Here is a 24,001-nt window from a genome sequence, read left to right as displayed (position 1 = left end):
GTGGTCAATATGAAACGAATTATGACCTTAATAAATACAAAATAACCGAGGAATTCGCTCAAATTAACGAGAGATTCCTCGGTTTTCATTTCATTAAAAGTAAGAGACCTATTTTTTCAGTGGGCTCCAATAATATGCACTATTTTTTCTTAAACAAGCGGATGTAGTCCTGTTTACTATGAATAATATCTGATACAAAGACAGCTTTTCTATACTCTAAAATATGATAGAAGGCTAGGTAATCGCCTAAAATGATGCATCTGGTTTTGTGGGGTGAGTATATAATCCCTCCTACTCTTTCATCAGCATCAAATCCTGCTTCCGGGAAAACTTCAAGACGCTCCAAACCGTAAAGAATATTCTTAACTGTGTTTGCTCCTGCCTGTTCTGAAAAGTAGTTAGCTGAGATATAATCTTTAATACCTCTTAGCTGTTCTTGTACCGTTTCTGAGATAATCAGGCTATATGAGTTCTCGTTAAATTCCAAGGTTAGCCCTCACTTCATCAAGGCTGTAAGTCCTTCCATGTTCTAAATCCTCAAAGCTACGGGCAATTTCGGCACGCAATCCTAATAGAAGTTCTTCTCTTTCTTTGTCTACTTGAGTTTCAAATGGCAAGGCTTTATTTTCTACAATGTGTTCTAAAAACAAGTTAAAACTGGCTGTCATATCAAGATTTTGCGATGTGATAATAGCTTTAGCCTTCTCTAACAAGTCTCTGTTAGTCTTAAAGTTTACCTGTGTGTTTTTTTCTAAAACATTCATGGTAGCACCTCCTTTAGACTATTATATCACTTTAAACTATACAGGTCTAGTCGCGTATAGATACTGATAGCTGTATGCTTAAAAGCTATTGTAAAAATAAAAAAAGCACTAAGGGAAAGCGCCCCAAAGTGCTTAATATCAAGGCTCCAAAGCCTATCTGATTCAATAAAATATTACAACATTTTGTTGTAGAATTCAACGACAAGTGCTTCGTTGATTTCTGGGTTGATTTCGTCGCGTTCTGGCAAGCGAGTCAATGAACCTTCCAATTTTTCAGCGTCGAATGATACGAATGCTGGACGTCCAAGAGTAGCTTCTACTGCTTCAAGGATAGCTGGAACTTTCAATGATTTTTCACGAACTGAGATCACTTGACCTGGAGTTACGCGGTATGATGGGATATCAACGCGTTTTCCGTCAACAAGGATGTGACCGTGGTTTACGAATTGACGAGCTTGACGACGAGTAGTCGCAAGACCAAGACGGTAAACAACGTTATCCAAACGACGTTCCAAAAGAAGCATGAAGTTGAAACCTAGGATTCCGCCTTTGATTTTTGTAGCTTGTACGAACAAGTTACGGAATTGTTTTTCACCTACACCGTAAGTGAAACGAAGTTTTTGTTTTTCAGCCAATTGCAAACCGTATTCTGATAATTTAGAACGGTTGTTTGGTCCGTGTTGTCCTGGTACGTAGTTACGACGTGCCAATTCTTTACCTGTACCTGTAAGTGAAAGGCCAAGGCGACGAGCTTGTTTCCAAGATGGTCCTGTATAACGTGACATGTGAATGTCCTCCTGATATAAATAATATTTCGGTGGAAATAGTCACTTAGAAAGCCCTGATTCGTGCAGATGCCCTTCGCCTAAACAGCCAAGGTTACTTATCATAAGACACCTGTTGACGAGCTTCATGCTTTCCTGCTGATATTTCACACAAAATCCATTTTACCATGAATGGCTGAATTTGTAAAGGGGTTACTAAGCTTTATTTTCACTGCCAGAGAGGTTGAGAAGGAGGGTAAAGGTGCTTCCGAGACCGTACTGGCTGCTGACTGTAATTTCTCCACCCAATTGATGAGCCAATTCACGCGCAATCGCAAGCCCTAAGCCATGACCACCTGTTTTCATGTTACGCGAAGTTTCTACACGATAAAGGCGTTTAAAAATATTTTCCAAATCCTCTGGTGCAATGCCCTGCCCCTCATCGGTCACACTGATTGAAAGCTGGTTATTTTCCAGCTTAGCCACCACTTCCAGCTTGGTTCCTGGAGCTGAGTATTTAAAAGCGTTATTGACCAGATTCACCAAGATACGAGACAGTTTGGCATAATCTCCCTCAATCCGGGCAGACTCTGGGATTACCTGCAAATGGACATCTCGCTCCTCCTGCTCAATCAAGAACTGAAATTCACTCATGCACTCAATCAAGAGCTGGTCCAGAAAAATGCTGTCTTTGCTGGTCGTTTCGACCTGATTTCTAGCTGTGTTTAGGGTCAAAAAATTCAACTCCTCAACCAGTTTATTGAGTCTTTCCGTCTGACGCCCAATGGTTGCTAGATAATGGTCCTGTTCTCCTTCCTTGATAACCCCATCCAAAATCCCTTCTACCGTCGCTTGGATCGAAGTGATGGGGGTCTTGATATCATGCGATAGCTGGGCAATCATCAAGCCCTTTTCTCGTTCGCTTTCTTCCAAGGAATCAAAGGTGGCCTGCAAATCATGGGACATTTCATTGAAAGCTTGGCCTAATTGCTGAAATTCTACAGGGCCTTGAACCTCCAGATTTGAAGGAAAGTCCTTGTCCGCTACACGCTTGGCATGTTCCTTAAGTTTGCCCAATGAAGTAAAGACCGGCGATAGGAGAAAGAGACTGATCCCAGCACCGATAAAACTAGCCACGAGAGTCATACCCACTAGGAAATAAATTTCTCTTTCTTCAATTAGCATTCGCTGGATGGCCCAAAAAACCACGATAATCGTTAGGAGTGTTGAAATGACATACCCCACTAAAATATAACTTTTTAATTTCATTAACTACCTCGTGCTTTCTCAATTTTGTAGCCCAAGCCCCAGACGGTTTTGATGGTGGGTGTTTCTGAACTAGCATGTTTAGCCAACTCCTGTCGAAGAGCATGAATATGAACATTCAAGGTATTGGTGTCATCCACATAGTCTTCTTGCCAGACCTTTTCATAGAGGTCTGTCTTAGAGAAAACCCGCTCTGGATTGCTGGCTAAAAGCCATAGAAGTTCGAAGGATTTGACGGTCAAATCAAGCGCCACATCTCCGACTTGGACCTCATGGCTACCGTGATTCATCCGTAAATCCCCGAGACTGACGACTTCTGTCTCACCTCCACGATGAAGGCGACGCAAGATATTGTGGACACGCAAAACCAGCTCACGAGGGCTAAAGGGCTTGGCAATAAAGTCATCTGCCCCTAAGCTCAAGCCGTAAATCTTATCCTGCTCGCTAGTCTTAGCCGTGATAAAGAGAAAAGGCTGATCTGGAGATTGATACTGAACCTCACTAATCAAATCATAACCATCCATCCGAGGCATCATGATATCTGTAATAATCAAATCAATCGGTTTTCGCTTGAAGATTTCCAAGGCCTCTACTCCATCATGAGCCACCAAAACCTGATAACCTGCCTGAACCAGATAGCGTTGATGAATATCTGTGATTTCTACCTCGTCGTCAACGAGTAAAATTGTCTTTCCCATCTGTCTCTCCTTTGAAAAAAACAGTGCTATACCACAATAGTATAACACTATTTTAATCGCTTTACGAACATTCTAATCGATATCTGAATTTTTCAAATCCTAGATAGAAAGTCTGTAGCTAGACTAGTCATTTTCCTCTTTTTTAGCTTTCAAACCGAGGCCACCTAATAGTCCTGCCAAGGCGAGTCCAAATAATCCTAGAGTAGCCATTGAGGTTTGAGCTTCACCAGTATATGGAAGCATGTCTTTTTGCTCTTTCATTTGATTATCCATCATTGGACTTGATACCTTGTTAGTAGATGCCATCTTGCCTTCATCAGACATTTTGCTTGAGGTTGCTGGAGCTTGATCTTGTTTCATGCTTGGTGTTGCCATTGACTGGCTAGCATTCATGGTTTTGTCTTGCTCTTTGTTAGGCATCATCTTATCCTGACTAGCAGCTGGCATTTTAGATTTCATCTCATCCTGATTGGCACTTGGCATTTGAGCGTTCATCTTAGACGCATCTTGATGACTATTCATCATTGGAGCCGGCATAGCTGAACCATTAGAAGATGGGACGAAACCTGATTGCATCTGAGTAAGAGACTGATGTCCATTCAAGTTCACTGTCAAATCCTTAGTCGCTACAAGATTACTCAAATCGGCCTTGCCGTCCTTCGCACCATAAACCTTGATAGTTGCCTTGTAGCTGTGAGTTCCATTTTGTTTCAACAAGTCAAGAAGCTCTTTATCTGATTTGCCTTGAGTCCCTGCCAAATCTACTTCATAGAAGTAAAGGCCTTTACCCAATTTTTCTACTGGTGGGAGAGCAGGGTTTTTAGCCGAACCATTGTCTGACCATGGAGCCTTGTCAGATGCTTTCAAGATAAGACGAGTTAACATACCGTCTCCGGCGAAGAATTCATATGGAATGACTTGGTTGACGCCGGCTGTGAATGGGCCTGGGAAGTTGGCTTTATCCAAGTATGTAGCTGGGACATCTACTGTATCTTTAGTATTGTCAGCCACACCCTTTTGCACTTCAGCTGGAGTGGTTAAGCCGTTCAAGTTGACATCCAAATCTTTTGTCGCTACGAGGTTGCTCAAATCAGCCTTGCCATCTTTCGCACCGTACACTTTGATGGTAGCTTTATAGCTTTGAGTGCCGTTTTGTTTCAAGAGGTCAAGCAAATCTTTGTCTGATTTACCTTGGGTACCTGCCAAATCTACTTCATAAAAGTAAAGGCCTTTGCCTAATTTCTCTACTGGTGGAAGAGCAGGATTTTTAGCTGAACCGTTATCTGACCATGGAGCCTTGTCGGATGCTTTCAAGATAAGACGAGTTAACATACCGTCACCAGCGAAGAATTCATATGGAATGACTTGGTTGACACCGGCTGTGAATGGACCTGGGAAATTGGCTTTATCCAAGTAAGTGGCTGGGACGTCTACTGTGTCTTTAGTGTTGTCAGCCACACCTTTTTGGACTTCAGCTGGAGTGGTTAGGCCATTCAAATTTACTGTCAAATCCTTAGTCGCTACGAGATTGCTCAAATCGGCCTTGCCGTCCTTCGCACCATAAACCTTGATAGTTGCCTTGTAGCTTTGTGTACCATTCTGTTTCAAGAGGTCTAGAAGCTCTTTGTCTGATTTACCTTGAGTACCGGCCAAGTCCACTTCGTAGAAGTAGAGACCTTTGCCCAATTTTTCTACTGGTGGAAGAGCAGGATTTTTTGCTGAGCCGTTGTCTGACCATGGAGCCTTGTCTGAAGCTTTCAAGATAAGGCGAGTTAACATACCGTCACCAGCGAAGAATTCATATGGAATGACTTGGTTGACACCGGCTGTGAATGGGCCTGGGAAATTTGCTTTATCCAAGTAAGTAGCTGGGACATCTACTGTGTCTTTGGTATTGTCGGCTACGCCTTTTTGAACTTCGGCTGGAGTGGTTGCTGGTTGAGCTTCATTTGCTTCACGGTCTTGTCCAGAAACTGTAGGCGCAGGATTTGTCGCAGGTTTAAGCGCATCTCCTGTTTCTTTCTTAGATTCTGGTTTTGCTTGCACTTCTTCTTTTGGCGCTACCACTTGGTCTTTAGCAGCTACATTCACTTTTTCTGGAGAGCTTGTAGCATCCAAGCTTGCTTTAGGTGTTGAGTCTACCTGTTCTGAAGGAAGAGCTGTATCGACTGCTTCTTTGAGAAGTTCTGCTGGTAAGTCACTCTTTTCACTCACCGAAGTAGCATCTGGCACGACTTGGGCAGGGGTCGGATTTACCACATCGGCACGTACAGAACTTGGCTGACCAACTAGGACAAAAAAGCCACTGGCCACAACAACTGAGGCAACACCGACACTAAGACGGCGAATAGACCAACGAGTATATCTTTGATTTGGATTGAATTTCATAGGATTCTCCTTAGAGTTTTTCTTTATTTGATGACTCTAGTATAATCTCCTAAAATTAAAAAGGATTAAGAAAAAGTTAAAATTTTTCTTAAATCCCTCTTATAAAATACTTATATTAATTAAATCCATAAACAGACTTGGTGATTTGATAGACAACATTGGAAAGTTTGCGAGCTGGCAAAACAGAATGTTTGGTCAAACGGCTGAGCATGGTCTTACGGATGGCTTGAAAAACCTCTGGATTTTCCTGTTGAATATAGGTCCACAATTGGCGTTTTTTTGCCAGATGCTCCACCGTTCCAGCTCGGTTGAGCAGGGCACTGGAAATCACCGTCGTAATCTCAATATGATTCAGCAGATATTCTCGCATTTTGGGATGGCTCACTTTAGATAAATCAAGCTGGTCTACCAAGAGTCGATTAACCTTTAGTTGCTGGTCAATGCGCTTAATCATCACTTGCTCATTGACAGACTGGTCTTCACGCCCAATCAAATAACGATAGAAATCAACAGGTAGATAGTACATGGTCTTGACCTGCTGAAGGGGGGTAAAGACGAAGAGATTATCGACATAAAAGGTATGCTCAGGCAGTTGGAACTGACTCGCTCGCAACAAATCTGTCCGGTAAATCAGCGAGTGCATCATGATATACTGGCCTTTTGAGAAATTTCCGACCTGGTCCCAGCCAAAAATCTGCTGGACAGGTAAAACTGACTCGTAACTCATACTCTTCTTACGAGACTGACCTTCCTTTTCATAGACAAAATTAGTCACAAAGGCATCAACTTCCTGCCCCTCACTCTCTAGATCCTGCAAGGTTTCAAGAATTTTTAAATAGGCACGAGGGTCTACCCAGTCATCACTATCCACTACTTTAAAATAACGCCCAGACGCCTCCGCTAAGCCACGATTGACCGCACCGCCATGGCCTTTATTTTCCTGATAGATGGCTCTAACGATGCTAGGATACTTACTGGCTAAACGCTCAGCTATTTCCTGAGTCTGGTCCTGGGACCCGTCATTGATAATCAAAATCTCAACTTGCTCACCACCAATCACTAGCGACTCCACACAGTAATGAAGATAGGTTGCAGCATTATAGCTAGGGATGGCGATAGACAATAATTTCATGATCTACTCCTTTAGGGGACTGATTTTTTCTTATACTCAATGAAAATCAAAGAGCAAACTAGGAAACTAGCCGCAGGTTGCTCAAAGTACAGCTTTGAGGTTGCAGATAAAACTGACGAAGTCAGCTCAAAACACTGTTTTGAGGTTGTGGATAGAACTGACGAAGTCAGTAACCATACCTACGGCAAGGCGACGTTGACGTGGTTTGAAGAGATTTTCGAAGAGTATTACTCTCTCTTGTCACTCCTTTCTATTCTACCATAAAATCCAGCTTCTGAAGGACTTTTACTGGAATACAAGGTGTTCTGCCTCTATTTGCTATCTTGGACATCAAAAAAGAGGGGATTCCCCTCCTTACGAATTTAATTCTGCCAAGTCATCTAGATACTGGTTGTTAATGACCGCCAAGATATAGGCATCTTCCTTCAAGAGGTCATTAGGTCCAAACTGGACATCCAAGGGTGAATTTTCTTGTTCACGAAATCCTAGGACATTGAGGTTATATTTGCCACGTAAATCTAGCTGACTCAGGCTTTGACCAGCCCAGACACTAGGAATCTTCATCTCCACAATAGACACATTTTTATCCAGCTGAAAGACATCAACATTGTTATGAAAGAGAATGGTCTGCGCTAGGGACTGCCCCATCTCATACTCAGGCGAAATCACCGAGTCAGCACCGATTTTTTCCAGTACCTTCTTGGCTGTCTGGCTTTTGACCTTGGCAATAACCCTTGGTACCCCTAGACTCTTACAATGCATAACTGCAAGCACACTCGACTCTAGATTTTCCCCTGTTGCGACTACAACCGTATCACAGGTATCAATCCCTGCAGTTCTGAGGAGTTCCTCATCTGTAATATCGCCCACAACTCCACGCGCCAAAACTGGCTCAAATTGATTGATGCGCTCTGCGTGGTCATCAATAGCAATGATATTCATATCTTGCTTGGCTAGGGCCGCCAGGACACTACTCCCGAAAATCCCCAAACCTAAAATTCCAATCGTACGATCTGACATCATTCTTCCTTTCTTATCCAATACTAATATCTGCTTTCATATACTGAATCAAATCTTTCTTATCAGGCTGGTAGTCAGCTAGACTAACCAGCAAGGTCAAGGGACCGATACGGCCGATAAACATGAGCACCATGACAATGCTAAGAGCTAGCTTACCCAATTCTGGCGTCAGATTTGCCGTTACCCCAACTGTCGCAAGAGCTGAAATGGTCTCAAACATGAGGTAAATAAATCGCGGTGTTCCTTCTGCTGTAATTCCCAACAACATCAAGCCCAACAAGAAGGTCATCAAAAAGATAATGAAGACACTAAAGGATTTTTGGACTGTTCGAGCCTCAATGGTTCTCTGCGCAACATTGGCATGAGGCAAGCCCAGCAATTCACTACGCGCAAAGACCAATAAGACAAAGAAAGTCGTAATCTTGAGCCCCCCAGCCGTTCCTCCAGGCGCTCCACCCAGAAACATCTGTAGGATATAGATAAACAAGGTCACAGGCCGAGCTTGAGTATAGTCAATAGAAGCAAAACCGGCCGTTCTCATGCTGACGGTTTGGAAAAAACTAACCAGGACTTTCTCTGGAACACTAAGATTACCAATGGTTCCAGGATTGTGCCACTCCGTAAAGAGTGTGGATACTGTCCCAAACAGCAAGATCCCTGCAGTCAAGAAGAGAACCAGCTTGGTGTGGAACCTCAGACGGCGTTTTTTCTTCTTGTCAAACTGGGTTGCCAAGTCAAACCAAACCATAAAGCCGAGACCACCCGTGATAATCAAGCCAGCAATGACCAGATTGATCAAGGGATCCGTCTGAAAAGCCACTAAACTGCTACTGCCGAAATTATCAAAACCAGCATTACAAAAGGCTGAAATGGCTAAAAAGATGGAGGTAAAAATGCCCCGTCCCCAGCCAAACTCAGGAATAAAACGGAAACTTAGTAGAAAGGCACCCAAGCCCTCCACCAGAAAAGTCGTCAAAAAGATGGAACGCATAAAGGCCTTCAGCGAGCGAGTCTCCCCGTAACTGAAGCTCTCCTGAATGGTTTCACGACTGCGAAGACTGAGCTTTTGCTTCCCCTGAATATAAAAGACTCCGATAAAGGTCATGAGTCCCAGACCACCAATCTGTATCAAGAGCATACAAATCAACTGTCCCCAGACATTATAGGTAGTAGCCACTGGTTGCGTAGAAAGGCCGGTTACACAGACCATAGACACCGTCGTAAAAAGATGGTCAAAATAAGTAGCCTGCGAACCACTCGCCTGAACAAAAGGCAAACTCAAAAGAAGAGAGCCTATAAAAATAACTCCAACGAAACTTAAAAAGATGCGACGAGCTGGTGAAAGTCCACCTAAGGCCCTTTCAATTTTTTTAACAAATAATTTGAATAACATACATCCATTGTACCATAAAAAGAAGGAGAGTAGCTATATCTGAGAAGTTATCTCAAGGCAGAGTTCCAAGGCCTTCTCGAAAGCTTCTGAACCCCAGTCACGACTATCGTACTGGTCCAAGTCTGCTAAGGAATCAGCTGTGAACAACAATTCTCCCCAGAGAACCCCACGCAGTTGGGCTACTGCCGCAAGCGCAGAACACTCCATCTCCACAACAGCACAGCCTTCTTCCTTGCGATAAGCCACCTTTTCAGCCGTTTCTCGGTAAAAACCGTCTGTCGTCCAGGTCATGACTTCTTCATAGGGAATCCCTCTGGCTTCCAACACTCGCTCAATGGCAGCAATAGCCTCTGGCTGAATTTCCATATAACGACAAGGTGCCACATAGTGATAACTAGCTCCTTCATCTCGCAGAGCGCAAACAGGGACTAGAAAGGTATTTTCTTCTATATCAGCTAGCACACCACAAGTACCGGTGGAAATAATCTGCTCCACACCATAGCCAATCAACCAATCCATAAACTGGGCTGCTGGAGCGGAGCCAACAGGTGCCTGAGCCAGACAGATCTCCTTGCCCTTGTAGTTCACGACATAGACTGGATAGGTCTTGGTGGCAGAAACGAATTCGCCGACACAGTCCGCCCCTACTTCCCTCGCATAGCGGTCAATCTCCTCACCTAAAAAAGCATAGACACACTTCTTGGGCAAGTGCAAGTCCAGCCCCTCGTGATCAGGCATGATGACCGCCTGAGGATTGTCATCAAACTCTAAAATGGGAATCGCATGTTTCTGAATCATAACCTACCTCCTCTAATTTTGTACTATTGTATCAAAAGCTGACCGAGTGTCAAGGAGGAAGCTGAGGAACTGAGGAGAAAAACAATACAATCGCAACCAATCTCCACCAAGTCAAAACAACTTGCTTGACAAAAGCTTGACTTCATGGTTTAATATACCCCATAAGGGTATATTTGGAGGTGCCTATGTTTCACTTATTTACAAAAATTGACAGTATTTCTACCAGCGAGTTAGAAGCTAAACTCAAGGAACCAATTCAGCTACTAGATGTTCGGACGCCAATGGAATTTCGTAGAGGTCATATCAAAAATGCCAAGAATGTTCCTCTGACCGAAATTGGTTCCTACACACCAACAACAAAAGAAACACTTTATGTCATTTGTCATTCTGGTGTGCGTAGTAAGATGGCTGCTAAAAAGCTAAAGAAAAAAGGCTACGATGTCATCAATGTCCGAGGCGGTATGAGCTCTTGGACAGGAAAAGTCATCTAGAAGCATAAAGGAGAAAATCAATGAAAATTATCATTGTCGGGGGAGTTGCAGGCGGAATGTCAGCAGCAACCCGTCTCAGACGTCTCATGGAAGACGCTGAAATCACTATTTTTGAGAAAGGTCCCTTTGTTTCCTTTGCAAACTGCGGGCTTCCTTACTATGTTTCAGGAGAAATTGCAAACCGTGATAGTTTATTGGTCCAAACTCCTGAAAGTCTCAAGGCACGCTTTAATCTCGATGTGCGACCATTTCACGAGGTCATCCAGATTTCGCCAGAAGAACACACTGTGACGGTACGACATGATGGGCAGGAATTCACAGAAAGCTACAACAAGTTGATCCTCTCCCCAGGAGCTAAACCATTTGTTCCTGCCATTGAGGGTTTGGCAGAAACTAAAAATACCTACACGCTTCGCAACGTTCCCGATCTCGATGAAATTATGGCAGCCTTGGACAATCATCCAAAAGAAGCTGTCGTTATCGGTGCAGGCTTTATCGGACTTGAAATGGCTGAAAATCTGGCGAAACGTGGCCTGCAAGTTACTATTGTTGAAAAAGCACCCCATGTCTTACCATCATTAGATCAAGAAATGGCAGCCTTTGTCCAGGAAGAATTGGTTAAAAACGGCGTTCGCGTTATCACTTCTCAGTCTGCGACTCGATTTGAAGACCAAGGAAAAGTCATCGTTCTCGAAAACGGTCAAAAGATCACCTCTGACCTCACCATCCTTTCTGTCGGTGTTGAACCTGAAAACGGACTGGCCAAAACTGCGGGGATTGAACTGGGACTTAGAGGTGGGATTCTTGTAGATGAACATTACGAAACCAGTCAAAAAGATATTTTTGCAGTTGGGGATTCCATCGTCGTCAAGCAAGAGATTACGGGCCAAGACGCTCTCATCTCTCTCGCTTCTCCTGCCAATCGTCAGGGACGCCAAGTGGCAGACGTCATCGCAGGACTAGAACGTACAAACAAGGGCAGTATCGGCACTGCTATCGTTCGTGCCTTTGATATGACAGCTGCTTCGACTGGTCTCAGCGAGCGTATCCTTAGCATGAATCAACTTCCTTACAAGGCCCTTCATGTCAGTGGGAAAGACCACGCTGGTTATTATCCAGGCGCTACTGATATGACCTTGAAGCTCCTCTTTGACCCAACCACTGGAAAAATCTACGGTGCCCAAGGAGTTGGGAAGAAAGGTGTTGACAAGCGAATCGATATCCTAGCAACTGCTATCAAGGGAAATCTCACCGTCTTTGACTTACCAGAATTGGAGTTCACCTATGCGCCACCATTTGGCTCTGCCAAGGATCCCGTCAATATGCTGGGCTACGCAGCCTTGAACCTTATCGAAGGTCTCAGCGACAATATTCAATGGTATCAGCTCGAAGACGAACTGGCTAAGGGTAAGAAATTCCTAGATGTGCGGACAAGCAGCGAATTTCAGAGTGGTCGACTCAAAGTCGATACCATCCACATCCCCCTAAACGAACTACGGGAACGCTTGGACGAACTGGACAAGAACCAAGCCTACATCGTTAGCTGCCACAGTGGTTTGCGCAGCTATATCGCAGAGCGTATCCTCAAACAAGCAGGATTTACCGTCCAAAACCTTGACGGCGCTTATTCACTATACAAAATGGCTAAGCCAGAAGGAGTAGAATATGGAAACTAGTATCAGTATGGCTGACTTTTATGAAAAATATCAAAATGAAAATTTAGAGCTTATCGATGTCCGTGAAACACATGAATTCCAAGCAGGACATGCACCAGGTGCCAAAAATCTTCCGTTAAGTACCTTGGAACAAGGATACAAAGAACTCAAATCTGACCATGAATACCATGTCATCTGTCAAGGTGGAGTGCGCTCTGCCTCTGCCTGCCAATTTCTCAGCTCCCAAGGCCTCTCCGTTACCAATATAGAAGGTGGCATGAATGCTTGGCCAGGTCAAGTAGAATAATCAAAAGGAGCTGGGCAAAAACTCAATTTCAAGAGAAAGTGAAGTAATACTCAATGAAAATCAAAGTGCAAACTAGGAAGCTAGCCGCTGGTTGCTCAAAGCACTGCTTTGAGGTTGCAGATAGAACTGACGTAGTCAGTAACATATATACGGCAAGGTGAAGCTGACGTGGTTTGAAGAGATTTTCGAAGAGTATAAATCTCCCCACAATAAAACGCATATTATCAAGGTTTTTTTGAACTGCACCTGATAATATGCGTTTTTTTAATTTTAAAGACTTTTTCCAGCCTCTCTTAATTCACATTCAACTATTCTAATAGCAGAGATCTTTGCAACTCTCATCTCTTTATTTCCGTTTAATCAAGTATCGGATAGCCTTTTCTAGGCGTTCCTTTTGAGCTTCAGGATCATCTAGCGGCTGGTTGATGCATTCAGTAAGGTTTTCGGTAATTATCATCTCAATCACGCGCTCTACACTAGATTTCACGGCTGTTAGTTGCGTAACAATATCAGCACAGTCACGATCTTCTTCAATCATCTTTTGAATCCCACGCAACTGACCCTCTGAACGTTTCAAACGAGTAATATACTTTGAGTTTGTCATTTCTTTTTCCTTGCTCGATTTTTCTTCATTATATCTCTAATCAGCTCCTTTGTCAAAATTCTCGCCTATCCGGCTCACGCAGTTCTGTTATCAAAGACTTTTCAAAAGGCAAATTACCTATGCTGATAACTTGATAGAAATTCCTAGTTTTATCTATCTAAGCGAACACGAGTCACAATTCCGTCTGGGTCTGTGATTTCCAACTGGCTCGATGTCAGCCACTTAACTGGTGCATCAACTTCTTGTGCTCGTTGGGCAATCGCTAACAGTTCTTCTTTATGTGCGACTTCAATAACATAATAGGCTAAGCCTGGCAAGCCTTGCTTACGCGGAGCTAGGCCTTTTCCTCCCCATTCGTTGACTGCCAAATGATGATGGTAGTCCCCAGCTGCAATCCAACTAGCGCTAGGTACACTGAATTTATCCTCTAGCCCTAATACCTTTTGATAAAATTGGCTTGACTTTCGACTATCCTTGACGGAAAGATGGATATGCCCCATTCTCGTACCATCTGCTAGGATAAAAGGCTCTACTCTTTCCCCCAACTCATAGATGTCCTGCGCCGCAAGGGCTTCCGTCACCCCGATAATGCGTCCATCTTCTCGAATATCCCATGTAGAAACCGGCTTGTCTCGATAGAGTTCAATACCATTTCCCTCTAAATCCTCCAAGTAAAGGGCCTCACTATAACCATGGTCTGCACCGCCGACAATAGGAATCTGTAAATCTGTCAGGTGTTTCAAGACATCCGCCAAAGCCTTTCGTGTCGGCAAAAGAATAGCCAGATGGTAAAGTCCATAATGTTCCCTTACTTCACCGCTCTCTTGTGCTTGAATCAAGTGTACCAAGGCTTTTCCACCGCTTCCTAGAATGGCCTCTGTATACGTTTGAGATAAGATTTCTAAACCAATAATCTGCTGATAAAAGGCTGTTTGACTGACCAAATCCTTTACATTCAAAGCTGCCTCTGCCAAATAAATGTGGCTCTTATATTCATAGGTCATAAATGGTCCTCTTTTTGTTGTAATTATTGTTATTACAACTATTATATAATTTCCATCAAGAAAGTCAAGTCAGACAACTCAAGAGATGCTGAGTAATAACATCATTTCAGGATAAGAGAAAGTATAGTAGATTGAAATAGAATATGAACAAGTTGATTGAGAAATTCAAACTGATTTTTCATAATATTTTATAAACTTATTTGTCCTGCTATTGATTCAACGAACTATAAATCTTTCCATAATAAAACACATATTATCAAACTTTCAGCACCCGACAATATGTGTTTTTCTAAATTTAAAGACTTTTTCCCAGCTTTCTTTACTTCACAACAAGTTCATAACGTGTCTTGCTGGTGAAGGTTTGACCGGCTTTGAGAATGACTTGGTCTCTGAGGTCACTGTGAATGGCATCTGGTAAAGCTTGCGCTTCAAGGGCAATCCCATTGTGCTGTACCATTGGCCGACCTCCTATGATGACACTCTCATCCACAAAATTTGCTGTGTATACTACAAAGCAAGGAGCCTCTGTCTTGAAGAGCAGGAAGCGACCTGAGTTTTGGTCATAAAGGAAACCAGCATTGTCATGACCCACAGGAAGAGCAAATGGATGATCCAAACCAGATACCAGCTGGATTTGCTCATCTTCTTCTGCAAAGATATCCTTCAACAAGGCACCATTATAGATGTGTTTAACCACATCACGATTAGCATCTGGAGTTTTGGCCGGAACACCGTCGGGAGCGATTGGGTAAATGCCCTCTGTGTTTAGTTGGAAGATATGACGGTCAATCGTCTGCGTGAAATCACCAGACAAGTTGAAGTAGCTGTGGTTGGTTGGATTGACCAGCGTATCCTGATCGGTCGTTACCTTGTAGCTGATTTCATAGGCACCAGTTTCTTCTAAGTGGTAACTGATCCAAATCTTGAGATTTCCAGGAAATCTCCCTGTCCCATCTGTACGCTCTGTATAGAGGGTCAGACCATGGTCGCTCACTTCAACTAGTTCAAACAAGCTGGAATCCCAACCAGTTGAACCACTGTGGTTACAGTTGCTAGCATTGTTGACTTCAAGGTCATAGGTCTTACCATTGAGCTCAAAGGTCGCACCTGCGATACGGCCCGCCACAGGACCTACGCTAGCTCCATGCTTGGGACTATTGCCTACATAGCTAGCAAAGTCATCAAAACCTAAGATAACGTTGGCAAAATTTCCATCTTTGTCAGGCGTGACATAGCGCAAGATGGTCGCACCATAAGTCATAATCTCAAGCTGGTAGCCACCGTCTGTCTCAAATCGATAGGCCAAGACATCCTTGCCCTCAACATTTCCAAATACACGCTCTGTGTATGCTTTCATTCTGTTCTCCTTTTACTATTTCTCTCAAGCAAACAAACCATAGAAAGCCTACTGACAATCTATGGTTTACTTGTATGATTTACAAACTCTTTTATCAAGAATCTATAAACGCAGTATTACTTTTGGTATTCGTGGATGATAACACCTTGTACCACACGGTTTACTGTACCTGTAGGAGACGGTGTATCAGGTTTATTTTCTACCTTGAGTGAAGTCAATAGGGCAAAGAGTTGGGCATAAACAATGTAAGGGAAGACACGGTAAATATCATTCAAGACACCGCCACAACCAAGGACCACTTCTTTGACATTTTCAAGACCAAAGGCTTGATCACTCAAAAGCACAACACGACGAGCAATCTGGTCACTAGCAACTTCACGAACCAAGTCCAAGTCGTACTTGCGAGTGTAGTCTGTCGTTGTACCAAAGACCAAAACAACTGTATTTTCGTTGATAAGAGATTTTGGACCGTGACGGAAGCCAACTGGACTTTCATACATAGTCGCCACTTGACCAGCTGTCAATTCCAAAATCTTGAGCTGAGCTTCATGAGCAAGTCCAAAGAAAGGACCAGCACCTAGATAGATGACACGGTTAAAGTCTAGGTCAACAAGTTCTTTGACATCTTCTGCATTGTCTAAAACTTTACGGACAAGACTAGACACAACTTCAAAACGTTCAGCTTTCACAGCAAATTCTGTAGGATCAAAAACCAAGAGAGCCGTCAACATCATAGACGTAAAGCTAGAAGTCATGGCAAATCCAGCGTCATTAGAGGCAGCTGGTTGCAAAAGCAAGAGATTGCGGTCATCTCCATGAGCTTGAAGAGCCAATTTACCATCTGCTGCACAAGTAATCGTCACTTGGTAAAGCTCATCCACCAAGGATTTGGCCAAATCAACAGTCGCCACACTTTCAGGTGAATTTCCGCTGCGAGCAAAGGATACAAGGACAGTCGCCACATCTTTTTTCAAATAGATTTCTGGATTGGCAACGATATCTGTTGTCGCAATGGCATTGAAATTCCATTTGCGTTCGTCATAGACTTCCTTAAAGTATGGTACCAAGGTATCTCCCACATAAGCAGAAGTCCCAGCACCTGTCAAGATAACCTTGATATAGTCATGTTTATCAGCAATCCCTTGTAGGAAGGCTGCAATTTCTTCACGTTTTGCTTGATAAGATTCAAAAGTTTCTTTCCATACATCAGGCTGTTGGTAGATTTCACGTGTAGTGATTTCTGCACCCAATTCGACCAAGTCTTCTTTTGTATAATGTAGCATTGAGTTCCTCTTTTTCTATCAAATATGGGAATGGGAGTAAGCCCCATTCCCATGTATATTCTATATAAGATGCTCTAACGATTTTCCGTTGTCACATCTTATTCATCTTCGTCATCATCGAAGCCCGCTAACAGATCATTGACTTTCACAATGCTTTCTGCAGCACGGCTCTTGTAGTCCGCATCTGCGCCTGTAAGGCTCGCATTGATAAATTCAATCACCATTGGAAGATTCATCCCTGCGTAAAGTTCGATGTCACGACCTTCCATAATCAAACGACTTACCACGTTACATGGTGTTCCACCGAGAAGATCCGCAAAGACTAGGAAATCATCCAATCCTTCAATAGCAGCTTCAAATTTTGCAGTAAAGTCTTCTGGGCCATCTTCTGGAAGAAGAGCTACTGTGTAAATGTTGTCTTGTGGGCCCATAATCATTTCTGTGCTACCTTTAAGCTCCTCACAGAAGCGACCATGGCTCACCAAAATTAATGATTGCGTCATAAATTATGCGCCCATTCCAAGTACAAATTTACCAAAGGCAGAAAGAGCCAAAGCAAGTACGATAATAATACCGATAGCTTTAGTAGAGTTCATACCTTTCTTACCAAGCAACCAGAAGATAAAGGCAGTAAAGATTGCTGGAAGCAAGCGTGGGAAGATTTGGTTCAAGATGTCTTGGAAGTCAATCATCTTCTCACCGATTGCCCATTTGTAAGAAATTTCAAAGTTGATCATTGTTGCTACAAGAGCACCCATCATGAAGACACCAAGTACAGATGCAGCGTCAATCAAAGCTGTCAAGGTACTTTGCATGTTGTTGATAAGGTTAACCCCTTCCTTGTAGGCAAATTCCAACTGTTTCCAACGGAAGATATCATACGCTACTGCAACTGCAATCCAAAGGAAGATACCCCAAGGTTGACCACCGATAGCCATAGTTGCTGCGATAGATCCCATGATAGCAGGTACAAGTGAACCAAAGATTGTATCTCCAAGAGGAGCGAATGGTCCCATCAAACCTGTCTTGATACCATTAACGGCATCTTTTGAACCTACACCATCTTTTTCTTCCATGGCAAGGTCAAAACCAGCGATAATGGTATGGAAGAATGGTGAAGTATTGAAGAATTGAGTATGAACTTTCATCATTTCTTTCAATTCAGGAGTTCCATCCCCATACATTTTACGCAATTGAGGCAAGATCATGTAAAGGTAACCAGAAGCTTGCATACGTTCGTAGTTCCAACCTAATTGGAAAGTAAACAAGCTACGTTTGTTGATTTGATTAAAATCTTCTTTTGTAAGTTTGTAATTAGAATTCGTCATCTTCGATTTCCCCACTTTCTGATGGTGTAGAAGGTGCTGCTACAGCTACTTTTTGGCTATTTTTGAAGTGAAGCACTGCAAGGAAAATACCTACGATAGAAATACCAATCATAGACAAACCTTTGAAGTTGTTCACGAAACCAATTTTTTCAGCAACATCTTTCGGTAGAGTGCCTACGATACCAGCAACAGCGCCACCAAGACCAGTTACATATGAGTAAAGAACAGTCAACATAGCTGTCAAACCAAATCCCATAGCAAGGTAGTGAAGGTTACGTTTAACTGGAAGGTAACGAAGCAAGATTGCAAATCCAAGACCTGGAAGCATACGTCCTGCGAGTGTCAAACCATCTGCAACCCATTGGTATTTTGTAACGAAGTCTACTACGTGTTGTACAAATTCACCACCAAAAGCAAGCGCAAAGAAGACTGGAAGGGCACGAGATAAAGCCCAAGGAATCGCACCAAGCAAGTAGTTGCGTTCAATACCTTTATAGTCAAAGCGTTCGATTGCAGCATCCACACGGTGAGCAAAGAAAGTAGTTGTCATACGTCCAAGAACGTCGAAGTATGTCAAGAGAGTTGCTACTGGCACAGCGATTGTTGTAATCGCAAGTGCGGTATCAATTCCTTGTGAAACAGAGAAGGCTGTCGCAAGAACCGCACCAGAAGTTGCGTCGATACGAGAAGCACCACCGAAGGTACCAACCCCAAGAACGAATAGCTGCAAGTTACCACCGATAAGCAGACCAGTAGTCACATCTCCCATAATTAAACCAGTAATGAAACCAGCAAATACAGGGGAACCTGCAGATGAAACGATCGTCAACTCATCACAGATTTGATAAGCTGAGTACAAAGTGAGAAGTAAAATTTGCCACCATTGTATCATAACAATGACCTCCTAAAAATTTTTTCCTATTTTAATAAGCTCAAAAAGTCTGAAATTGGATCATTTGGAACCATTTGAGCAGTAAGTTTAACACCTTTTTCTGCCAGTTTGTGGAAATCTTCCACATCCTTGTCTACTACGTTGATAGAACGTGTAATAGAACGAGTTTCTGGTGTTTGAGACATATTCCCAACATTAAGGCTTTCAAGGGGTACACCTGCTTCGACCAAACCAAGGAAACGGTCTGGTTTACGAGCCACGATAAAGAGACGTTGGCTATCGTATTTACCAGCAAGAATATTGGCTGCCGCTTTTTCAATTGGCAAAATACTCAATTTCACACCTGGTGGTGTCGCAAGTTTCAAACCACTCTTTTCAACGTCGTTGTTGACAACTTCGTCGTCTACAACCATAATACGTGAAACATTTAGTTTTCCAGCCCATAGATTGGCTACTTGTCCGTGGATCAAACGTCCATCGATACGGCATCCTACAATTGTCATAAGTTTTCCCCCTTTATGTGTTTTAGTGTAGGTTTACGAGTTAAATGAATCTCTTCTTTATATTGGCCCTCTGTTTCAAAGATAATGATGCGGTTGGCACCTTCCTTGAGATAGCTATGAGGAATATAAAGAGAGAGGGTTGGGCCGACGTTCCAAAAACGTCCTAGATTCTGCCCATTGACAAAGGCAACTCCCTTACCAAACTCAGACAAGTCTAGGTAAGTATCTTTTGGCGCTTGGACTGTAAAGTCATAAGCGTAAAAGGCTGGTTGTCCTTCTGTCCATCCTTTTGAAAAATCAATTTTCTCAGGATTATCTAGTGGGAGTGGATAGTGTTTCCAGTTTAGTAAGAAGTGCAAATCCTTACAAACCCCTGTCCGAATTCCCTTACGTTGCGTATCTGCTAAGAACTTATGTCCATAGTTGACACGTCCCATATTTTCTACCAAGATATCTAACCTAGATAGCGCTTTCTTTTCACCTTGATAAAAAATATCTTCCCCAATCTCTGTCTGATATTGGGTTTTGACCCACTGACCATCGACATAAAGCTGGGCCCTATCTCGACCATCAATGATACGAAGTCTTTCTTCTTCTGCATCCCAGTTTGTTTCTGTTCGATAAAGTAGGTAGCCATAACTTTGTCCCAATTCCTCCATCTTTTTAGGATAGAGACTTTCTACAGGACTTGACAAGCTATCCAAGGTTTCAAACAAGGAAACTTTTTCAACTAGTGGAATCGCGTCCAACTCCATACTCTCTTTGTAGAGGGGTTCCAACTGCGGATACTCTGGAAAATGTGTTGCCATCATCTTCTTGACTGCCAGATATTTGGCAGTTGGATTTCCTTCCTCATCTAGAAGGGCATCGTAATCATAAGATGTAACTTGTGGCAAATCCAAGGTTCCTCTAGCCGAGCAACCATTCATGAAGCCAAAGTTTGTACCACCATGGAACATGTAAAGATTGATAGAGCCTTGTTCCAAAACCTCTCGAACTGCATCTGCCAACTCTTTGGGATCCCGTGTGATAATCGGTTCTTTCCAACGATTGAACCAGCCATCCCAGAACTCCATACACATGAGCGGCCATTTCTTGCCATGTTCATCAAAGAATTCCTGCATCTGTGAAAAGTTGTAAGGTGCCTTAGAACCAAAGTTTCCTGTTACAAAGAGGTCATCTTCGATTAAGGTTCCAGCTTTCAGAGTAGCTCGCCATGGACCATCTGATGTAAAGAGTGGACAGGTCACGCCACGTTCCTCCATCAACTGTCGAATTGCTCTCAGATAAGCCTTATCTTCTCCATAAGAACCATACTCATTTTCAACCTGCATCATGAGGATATTGCCACCATTGTCCAACAAATGTGGAACCAATCGTGACAAGAGCTGGTCATAGTGGCGACCGACAGCTTCAATATAAGCAGGATCTGAGGAACGAAGCCTCATATCTTTGGTTAAAAGCCAAGCTGGTAAGCCACCGAATTCCCACTCTGCACAGATGAAGGGTGACGGACGAACGATAGCGTAGAGACCCAAATCTTGTGCTATCTGAAGAAACCGCTCCAAATCCAAAGCTCCTTCAAAGTGAAACTCACCCTCACGAGGCTCGTGTAAATTCCAAGCCACATAAGTCTCTACTGTATTAAAACCAAGAGCCTTCAAGTTATAGAGCGAATGATACCAATCTTCTGGAGGAACCCTAAAATAATGAATGGCGCCAGATAAAATCTTAAATGATTTTCCATCGAGATAGAAATCATCTCGTATCTCAAATCGTGTCATATTCTTACTTTTTGACATTTTAAGTTTACGCTTTCATTTGTTGATATATTGAATATAACTCAATACACTACATTTGTCAATAGCTTTTCACAATTTTTTTCATTTTTCCCCAACTTTTACACAAAAAACTTATAAAGATATAGAATTTACAGACATATAGCTTCAAACAGGTGACATGTATAAAAATGTATAAAACCTCCTATTTTTTATGTAAATTAACCTTATAGCCTATTATTCTAATTTTTTTATTCAAAAGACTACTATTCTTTCCGGTTTTATGGTAAAATCTTTAACGGAGAAGGAGAATCGAGGTGAAATTATGGCAATTCCAAAGTATCAATATATAAAAGATGAATTAAAGAACAAAATCATTTCTGGCCAATTCGCTAGTGGAGATAAATTTTACACTGAAGCTGAATTGATCGCTATGTATGATGTAAGTTCTATCACAGTTGTCCGCGCCTTAAACGACCTTGCCAAAGATGGCTATATTGTCCGCCAACAAGGAAAGGGTACATTCGTTTCACGCGCACGCAAACACAAACTCGTAGAGTTTTCTGATGTAGAAGTTTTTGAAACTAAAGATGATAAAGTGACCGTCCTTTCTATTGAGCGTGGAAACAAACTAAGCTACCTAGAAAAACTTGGACTACGCGGTAACCAATTCTACTACAAGATTGAACGTGTACGCGAAACAAATGGTGTCGTATACATCTATCATACATCTTATATTCCAGAACAATACATCAACGCAAATTATCCAAATCTTGAATATTATAGCTCTATCTATAACCGTTTCAAATTGGATTATCACATCCACATGAATGATGAACATTTTGAAGAAATCAATGAAATAGCATTCCCAACTCCAGAACATGCGGCTTCAGTCCTCGGAGTCGATGAACAATTCCCTAGCGTTTTACAAACCAAGACTACTAAATTAGAGTCTACTGGTCAGGTTCTCGCTTACAGCGAAACTTATAAACGAGCGGATTACTACAAAATCAAATTCATTTCATGTGACCGTGATCACTAAGAAGAAAGCCTGAGCCTTGCTTGGGCTTTTTTCTATGATTATTATATCCCATCAAAACTGTATTTTCTATATGTCAATGAAGATCGATTAAATTAGTTGAAATTTTACTAAAATATTGGGAATCTTTTTAGCAAAAGAGCTTTAATAAACAAGAAAAACCGAAGTTCTTCTACTCCAGTGAATAGAGTAATAGAACTTCGATTTTATTTTAATTATCCTAAACCAAGACGTTCAAAGATATCATCCACTCGTTTAGTGTAATAAACTGGGTTAAAGATTTCATCGATTTCTTCTTGAGTGAGGCGTGAGGTCACTTCTGGATCTGCTTCTAGAAGTGGTTTAAAGTCGACTTGATTGTCCCATGAATGGGCAGTTTTTGGTTGTACCAAGTCATAGGCTTGCTCACGGGTCATCCCTTTTTCAATCAAGGTCAACATAGCACGTTGGCTGAAAATCAAACCAAATGTCGAGTTCATGTTGCGAATCATGTTTTCTGGGAAGACTGTCAAATTCTTGACAATATTTCCAAAACGGTTAAGCATGTAGTCAATCAAGATGGTCGTATCAGGTGTGATGATACGCTCAGCTGATGAGTGAGAGATGTCACGTTCGTGCCAGAGAGCGACGTTTTCATAAGCTGTAATCATATGACCACGGATAACACGCGCAAGACCTGTCATGTTCTCAGAACCGATAGGATTGCGTTTGTGAGGCATTGCTGAAGACCCTTTTTGCCCTTTGGCAAAGAATTCTTCCACTTCGCGTTGTTCTGATTTTTGCAAACCACGAATCTCAGTCGCCATGCGTTCGATTGAAGTCGCGATGCTGGCAAGAACTGCAAAGTACTCAGCGTGAAGGTCACGAGGAAGGACCTGTGTAGAGATTTCTTGAGCACGGATACCCAGCTTATCGCAGACATATTGTTCTACAAACGGTGGGATGTTGGCAAAGTTACCAACCGCACCAGATATTTTACCAGCTTCTACACCAGCAGCCGCATGCTCAAAACGCTCAATATTGCGCTTCATTTCGCTGTACCAAGTCGCCAATTTAAGACCAAAGGTTGTCGGCTCAGCGTGCACACCGTGGGTACGCCCCATCATGATAGTGAACTTGTGCTCCTTGGCCTTATCAGCAATGATGTTGGTGAAGTTTTCAAGATCACGACGGATGATGTCGTTGGCTTGTTTGTAAAGGTAACCATAGGCAGTATCCACCACGTCGGTAGAGGTCAAACCATAGTGGACCCACTTGCGCTCTTCACCAAGAGTCTCAGAAACCGCACGCGTGAAAGCCACCACATCGTGGCGCGTCTCCTGTTCAATTTCCAAAATACGGTCGATGTCAAAGTCCGCCTTCTCGCGAATTAAAGCCACATCTTCCTTAGGGATTTCCCCCAACTCAGCCCATGCCTCGTCAGCCAAGATTTCCACCTCAAGCCAAGCACGGTATTTATTTTCTTCACTCCAAATATTCGCCATTTCGGGGCGAGAGTAACGGTTGATCATGGTTGTTTCTCCTATATTTATTAGAA

25 protein-coding genes are annotated in these 24,001 nt (G+C 42.7%); 5 read left to right on the top strand and 20 right to left on the bottom strand.

Annotated elements, in window-relative coordinates; genetic code table 11:
* Positions 1-139 precede the first annotated feature (139 nt).
* From QM424_RS08235 to QM424_RS08205, 7 genes are all read right to left on the bottom strand, one after another.
* Positions 140-487 (bottom strand): type II toxin-antitoxin system RelE/ParE family toxin, encoded by a 348-nt coding sequence (locus QM424_RS08235; RefSeq protein ID WP_414394156.1) that lies wholly within the window; start codon positions 485-487, stop codon positions 140-142.
* Positions 477-764, bottom strand: a complete 288-nt coding sequence (gene relB, locus QM424_RS08230) for a type II toxin-antitoxin system RelB/ParD family antitoxin (protein WP_001101482.1) — start codon at positions 762-764, stop codon at positions 477-479. The genes QM424_RS08235 and relB overlap by 11 nt, the downstream gene beginning before the upstream one ends.
* A gap of 173 nt (positions 765-937) precedes the next feature.
* The gene (gene rpsD / locus QM424_RS08225) at positions 938-1,549 is read right to left on the bottom strand and encodes a 30S ribosomal protein S4 (protein ID WP_000092756.1); all 612 of its coding nucleotides are present in this window, start codon (positions 1,547-1,549) and stop codon (positions 938-940) included.
* Between the two features lie 195 nt (positions 1,550-1,744).
* Positions 1,745-2,797, bottom strand: coding sequence for a sensor histidine kinase (locus QM424_RS08220; protein ID WP_414394153.1), 1,053 nt, complete (start codon positions 2,795-2,797; stop codon positions 1,745-1,747).
* Positions 2,797-3,492 (bottom strand): response regulator transcription factor, encoded by a 696-nt coding sequence (locus QM424_RS08215; protein ID WP_000520651.1) that lies wholly within the window; start codon positions 3,490-3,492, stop codon positions 2,797-2,799. The genes QM424_RS08220 and QM424_RS08215 overlap by 1 nt, the downstream gene beginning before the upstream one ends.
* A 123-nt stretch (positions 3,493-3,615) precedes the next feature.
* Complete coding sequence (locus QM424_RS08210) at positions 3,616-5,880, bottom strand: SSURE domain-containing protein (RefSeq protein WP_414394151.1); 2,265 nt, start codon at positions 5,878-5,880, stop codon at positions 3,616-3,618.
* 115 nt (positions 5,881-5,995) lie between these two features.
* Positions 5,996-7,012, bottom strand: a complete 1,017-nt coding sequence (locus tag QM424_RS08205) for a glycosyltransferase family 2 protein (protein WP_414394149.1) — start codon at positions 7,010-7,012, stop codon at positions 5,996-5,998.
* A gap of 39 nt (positions 7,013-7,051) precedes the next feature.
* Here QM424_RS08205 and QM424_RS08200 point away from each other — a divergent pair, with 39 nt between their 5' ends.
* Positions 7,052-7,276: a hypothetical protein gene (locus QM424_RS08200; protein ID WP_084889619.1), complete on the top strand. Its 225-nt coding sequence runs from the start codon at positions 7,052-7,054 to the stop codon at positions 7,274-7,276.
* A 90-nt stretch (positions 7,277-7,366) separates the two neighbouring features.
* Here the strand turns inward: QM424_RS08200 and QM424_RS08195 are convergent, their stop codons facing one another.
* Genes QM424_RS08195 through QM424_RS08185 form a run of 3 tightly spaced genes read right to left on the bottom strand, consistent with a single transcriptional unit; the run spans position 7,367 to position 10,223 of the window.
* Complete coding sequence (locus QM424_RS08195) at positions 7,367-8,032, bottom strand: potassium channel family protein (RefSeq protein WP_414394147.1); 666 nt, start codon at positions 8,030-8,032, stop codon at positions 7,367-7,369.
* 13 nt (positions 8,033-8,045) lie between these two features.
* A complete protein-coding gene (locus tag QM424_RS08190) occupies positions 8,046-9,425 on the bottom strand; it encodes a TrkH family potassium uptake protein (RefSeq protein WP_414394145.1) in 1,380 nt (459 codons plus the stop codon).
* A gap of 33 nt (positions 9,426-9,458) precedes the next feature.
* Complete coding sequence (locus QM424_RS08185; protein WP_414394143.1) at positions 9,459-10,223, bottom strand: nucleoside phosphorylase; 765 nt, start codon at positions 10,221-10,223, stop codon at positions 9,459-9,461.
* A 185-nt stretch (positions 10,224-10,408) separates the two neighbouring features.
* On the opposite strand from QM424_RS08185, the gene QM424_RS08180 reads away from it, so the two are divergent.
* Genes QM424_RS08180 through QM424_RS08170 form a run of 3 tightly spaced genes read left to right on the top strand, consistent with a single transcriptional unit; the run spans position 10,409 to position 12,676 of the window.
* Positions 10,409-10,714, top strand: a complete 306-nt coding sequence (locus QM424_RS08180; protein WP_000468857.1) for a rhodanese-like domain-containing protein — start codon at positions 10,409-10,411, stop codon at positions 10,712-10,714.
* 20 nt (positions 10,715-10,734) lie between these two features.
* Positions 10,735-12,390 (top strand): FAD-dependent oxidoreductase, encoded by a 1,656-nt coding sequence (locus tag QM424_RS08175; protein WP_414394141.1) that lies wholly within the window; start codon positions 10,735-10,737, stop codon positions 12,388-12,390.
* Positions 12,380-12,676, top strand: a complete 297-nt coding sequence (locus QM424_RS08170) for a rhodanese-like domain-containing protein (protein ID WP_261275692.1) — start codon at positions 12,380-12,382, stop codon at positions 12,674-12,676. The genes QM424_RS08175 and QM424_RS08170 overlap by 11 nt, the downstream gene beginning before the upstream one ends.
* A 346-nt stretch (positions 12,677-13,022) precedes the next feature.
* Here the strand turns inward: QM424_RS08170 and QM424_RS08165 are convergent, their stop codons facing one another.
* From QM424_RS08165 to QM424_RS08125, 9 genes are all read right to left on the bottom strand, one after another.
* Complete coding sequence (locus tag QM424_RS08165; protein ID WP_000185159.1) at positions 13,023-13,280, bottom strand: metal-sensitive transcriptional regulator; 258 nt, start codon at positions 13,278-13,280, stop codon at positions 13,023-13,025.
* 149 nt (positions 13,281-13,429) lie between these two features.
* Positions 13,430-14,284, bottom strand: coding sequence for a VOC family protein (locus QM424_RS08160; RefSeq protein WP_261275691.1), 855 nt, complete (start codon positions 14,282-14,284; stop codon positions 13,430-13,432).
* 319 nt (positions 14,285-14,603) lie between these two features.
* The gene (locus tag QM424_RS08155; protein ID WP_414394138.1) at positions 14,604-15,641 is read right to left on the bottom strand and encodes an aldose epimerase family protein; all 1,038 of its coding nucleotides are present in this window, start codon (positions 15,639-15,641) and stop codon (positions 14,604-14,606) included.
* Between the two features lie 116 nt (positions 15,642-15,757).
* Complete coding sequence (locus QM424_RS08150) at positions 15,758-16,924, bottom strand: SIS domain-containing protein (protein ID WP_414394136.1); 1,167 nt, start codon at positions 16,922-16,924, stop codon at positions 15,758-15,760.
* A gap of 98 nt (positions 16,925-17,022) precedes the next feature.
* Entirely contained in the window at positions 17,023-17,427 is a 405-nt protein-coding gene (locus QM424_RS08145; protein ID WP_173224697.1) for a PTS sugar transporter subunit IIA, read from the bottom strand.
* Positions 17,428-17,430: 3 nt separating this feature from the next.
* Positions 17,431-18,252, bottom strand: a complete 822-nt coding sequence (locus QM424_RS08140) for a PTS system mannose/fructose/sorbose family transporter subunit IID (protein WP_000185294.1) — start codon at positions 18,250-18,252, stop codon at positions 17,431-17,433.
* Positions 18,239-19,144, bottom strand: coding sequence for a PTS mannose/fructose/sorbose/N-acetylgalactosamine transporter subunit IIC (locus QM424_RS08135; RefSeq protein WP_000617019.1), 906 nt, complete (start codon positions 19,142-19,144; stop codon positions 18,239-18,241). Before QM424_RS08135 ends, QM424_RS08140 begins: the two co-directional genes overlap by 14 nt.
* 26 nt (positions 19,145-19,170) lie before the next feature.
* Positions 19,171-19,647, bottom strand: a complete 477-nt coding sequence (locus QM424_RS08130; protein ID WP_414394133.1) for a PTS sugar transporter subunit IIB — start codon at positions 19,645-19,647, stop codon at positions 19,171-19,173.
* Positions 19,644-21,431, bottom strand: coding sequence for a glycoside hydrolase family 35 protein (locus QM424_RS08125; protein WP_414394131.1), 1,788 nt, complete (start codon positions 21,429-21,431; stop codon positions 19,644-19,646). Before QM424_RS08125 ends, QM424_RS08130 begins: the two co-directional genes overlap by 4 nt.
* A 319-nt stretch (positions 21,432-21,750) precedes the next feature.
* Here QM424_RS08125 and QM424_RS08120 point away from each other — a divergent pair, with 319 nt between their 5' ends.
* On the top strand, positions 21,751-22,467 hold the full coding sequence (locus QM424_RS08120) for a GntR family transcriptional regulator (RefSeq protein WP_001007194.1): 717 nt from the start codon (positions 21,751-21,753) through the stop codon (positions 22,465-22,467).
* A 212-nt stretch (positions 22,468-22,679) separates the two neighbouring features.
* On the opposite strand, the gene purB is transcribed toward QM424_RS08120, so the two are convergent.
* Positions 22,680-23,975, bottom strand: a complete 1,296-nt coding sequence (gene purB / locus QM424_RS08115) for an adenylosuccinate lyase (RefSeq protein WP_414394129.1) — start codon at positions 23,973-23,975, stop codon at positions 22,680-22,682.
* Between the last annotated feature and the right edge of the window lie 26 nt (positions 23,976-24,001).

The sequence above is a fragment of the Streptococcus mitis genome (genome assembly GCF_047464945.1).
Lineage (GTDB): Bacteria > Bacillota > Bacilli > Lactobacillales > Streptococcaceae > Streptococcus > Streptococcus mitis_EA.
Note: the sequence above shows the minus strand (reverse complement) of the source record. Positions and strands in the feature narration are given on the sequence as shown.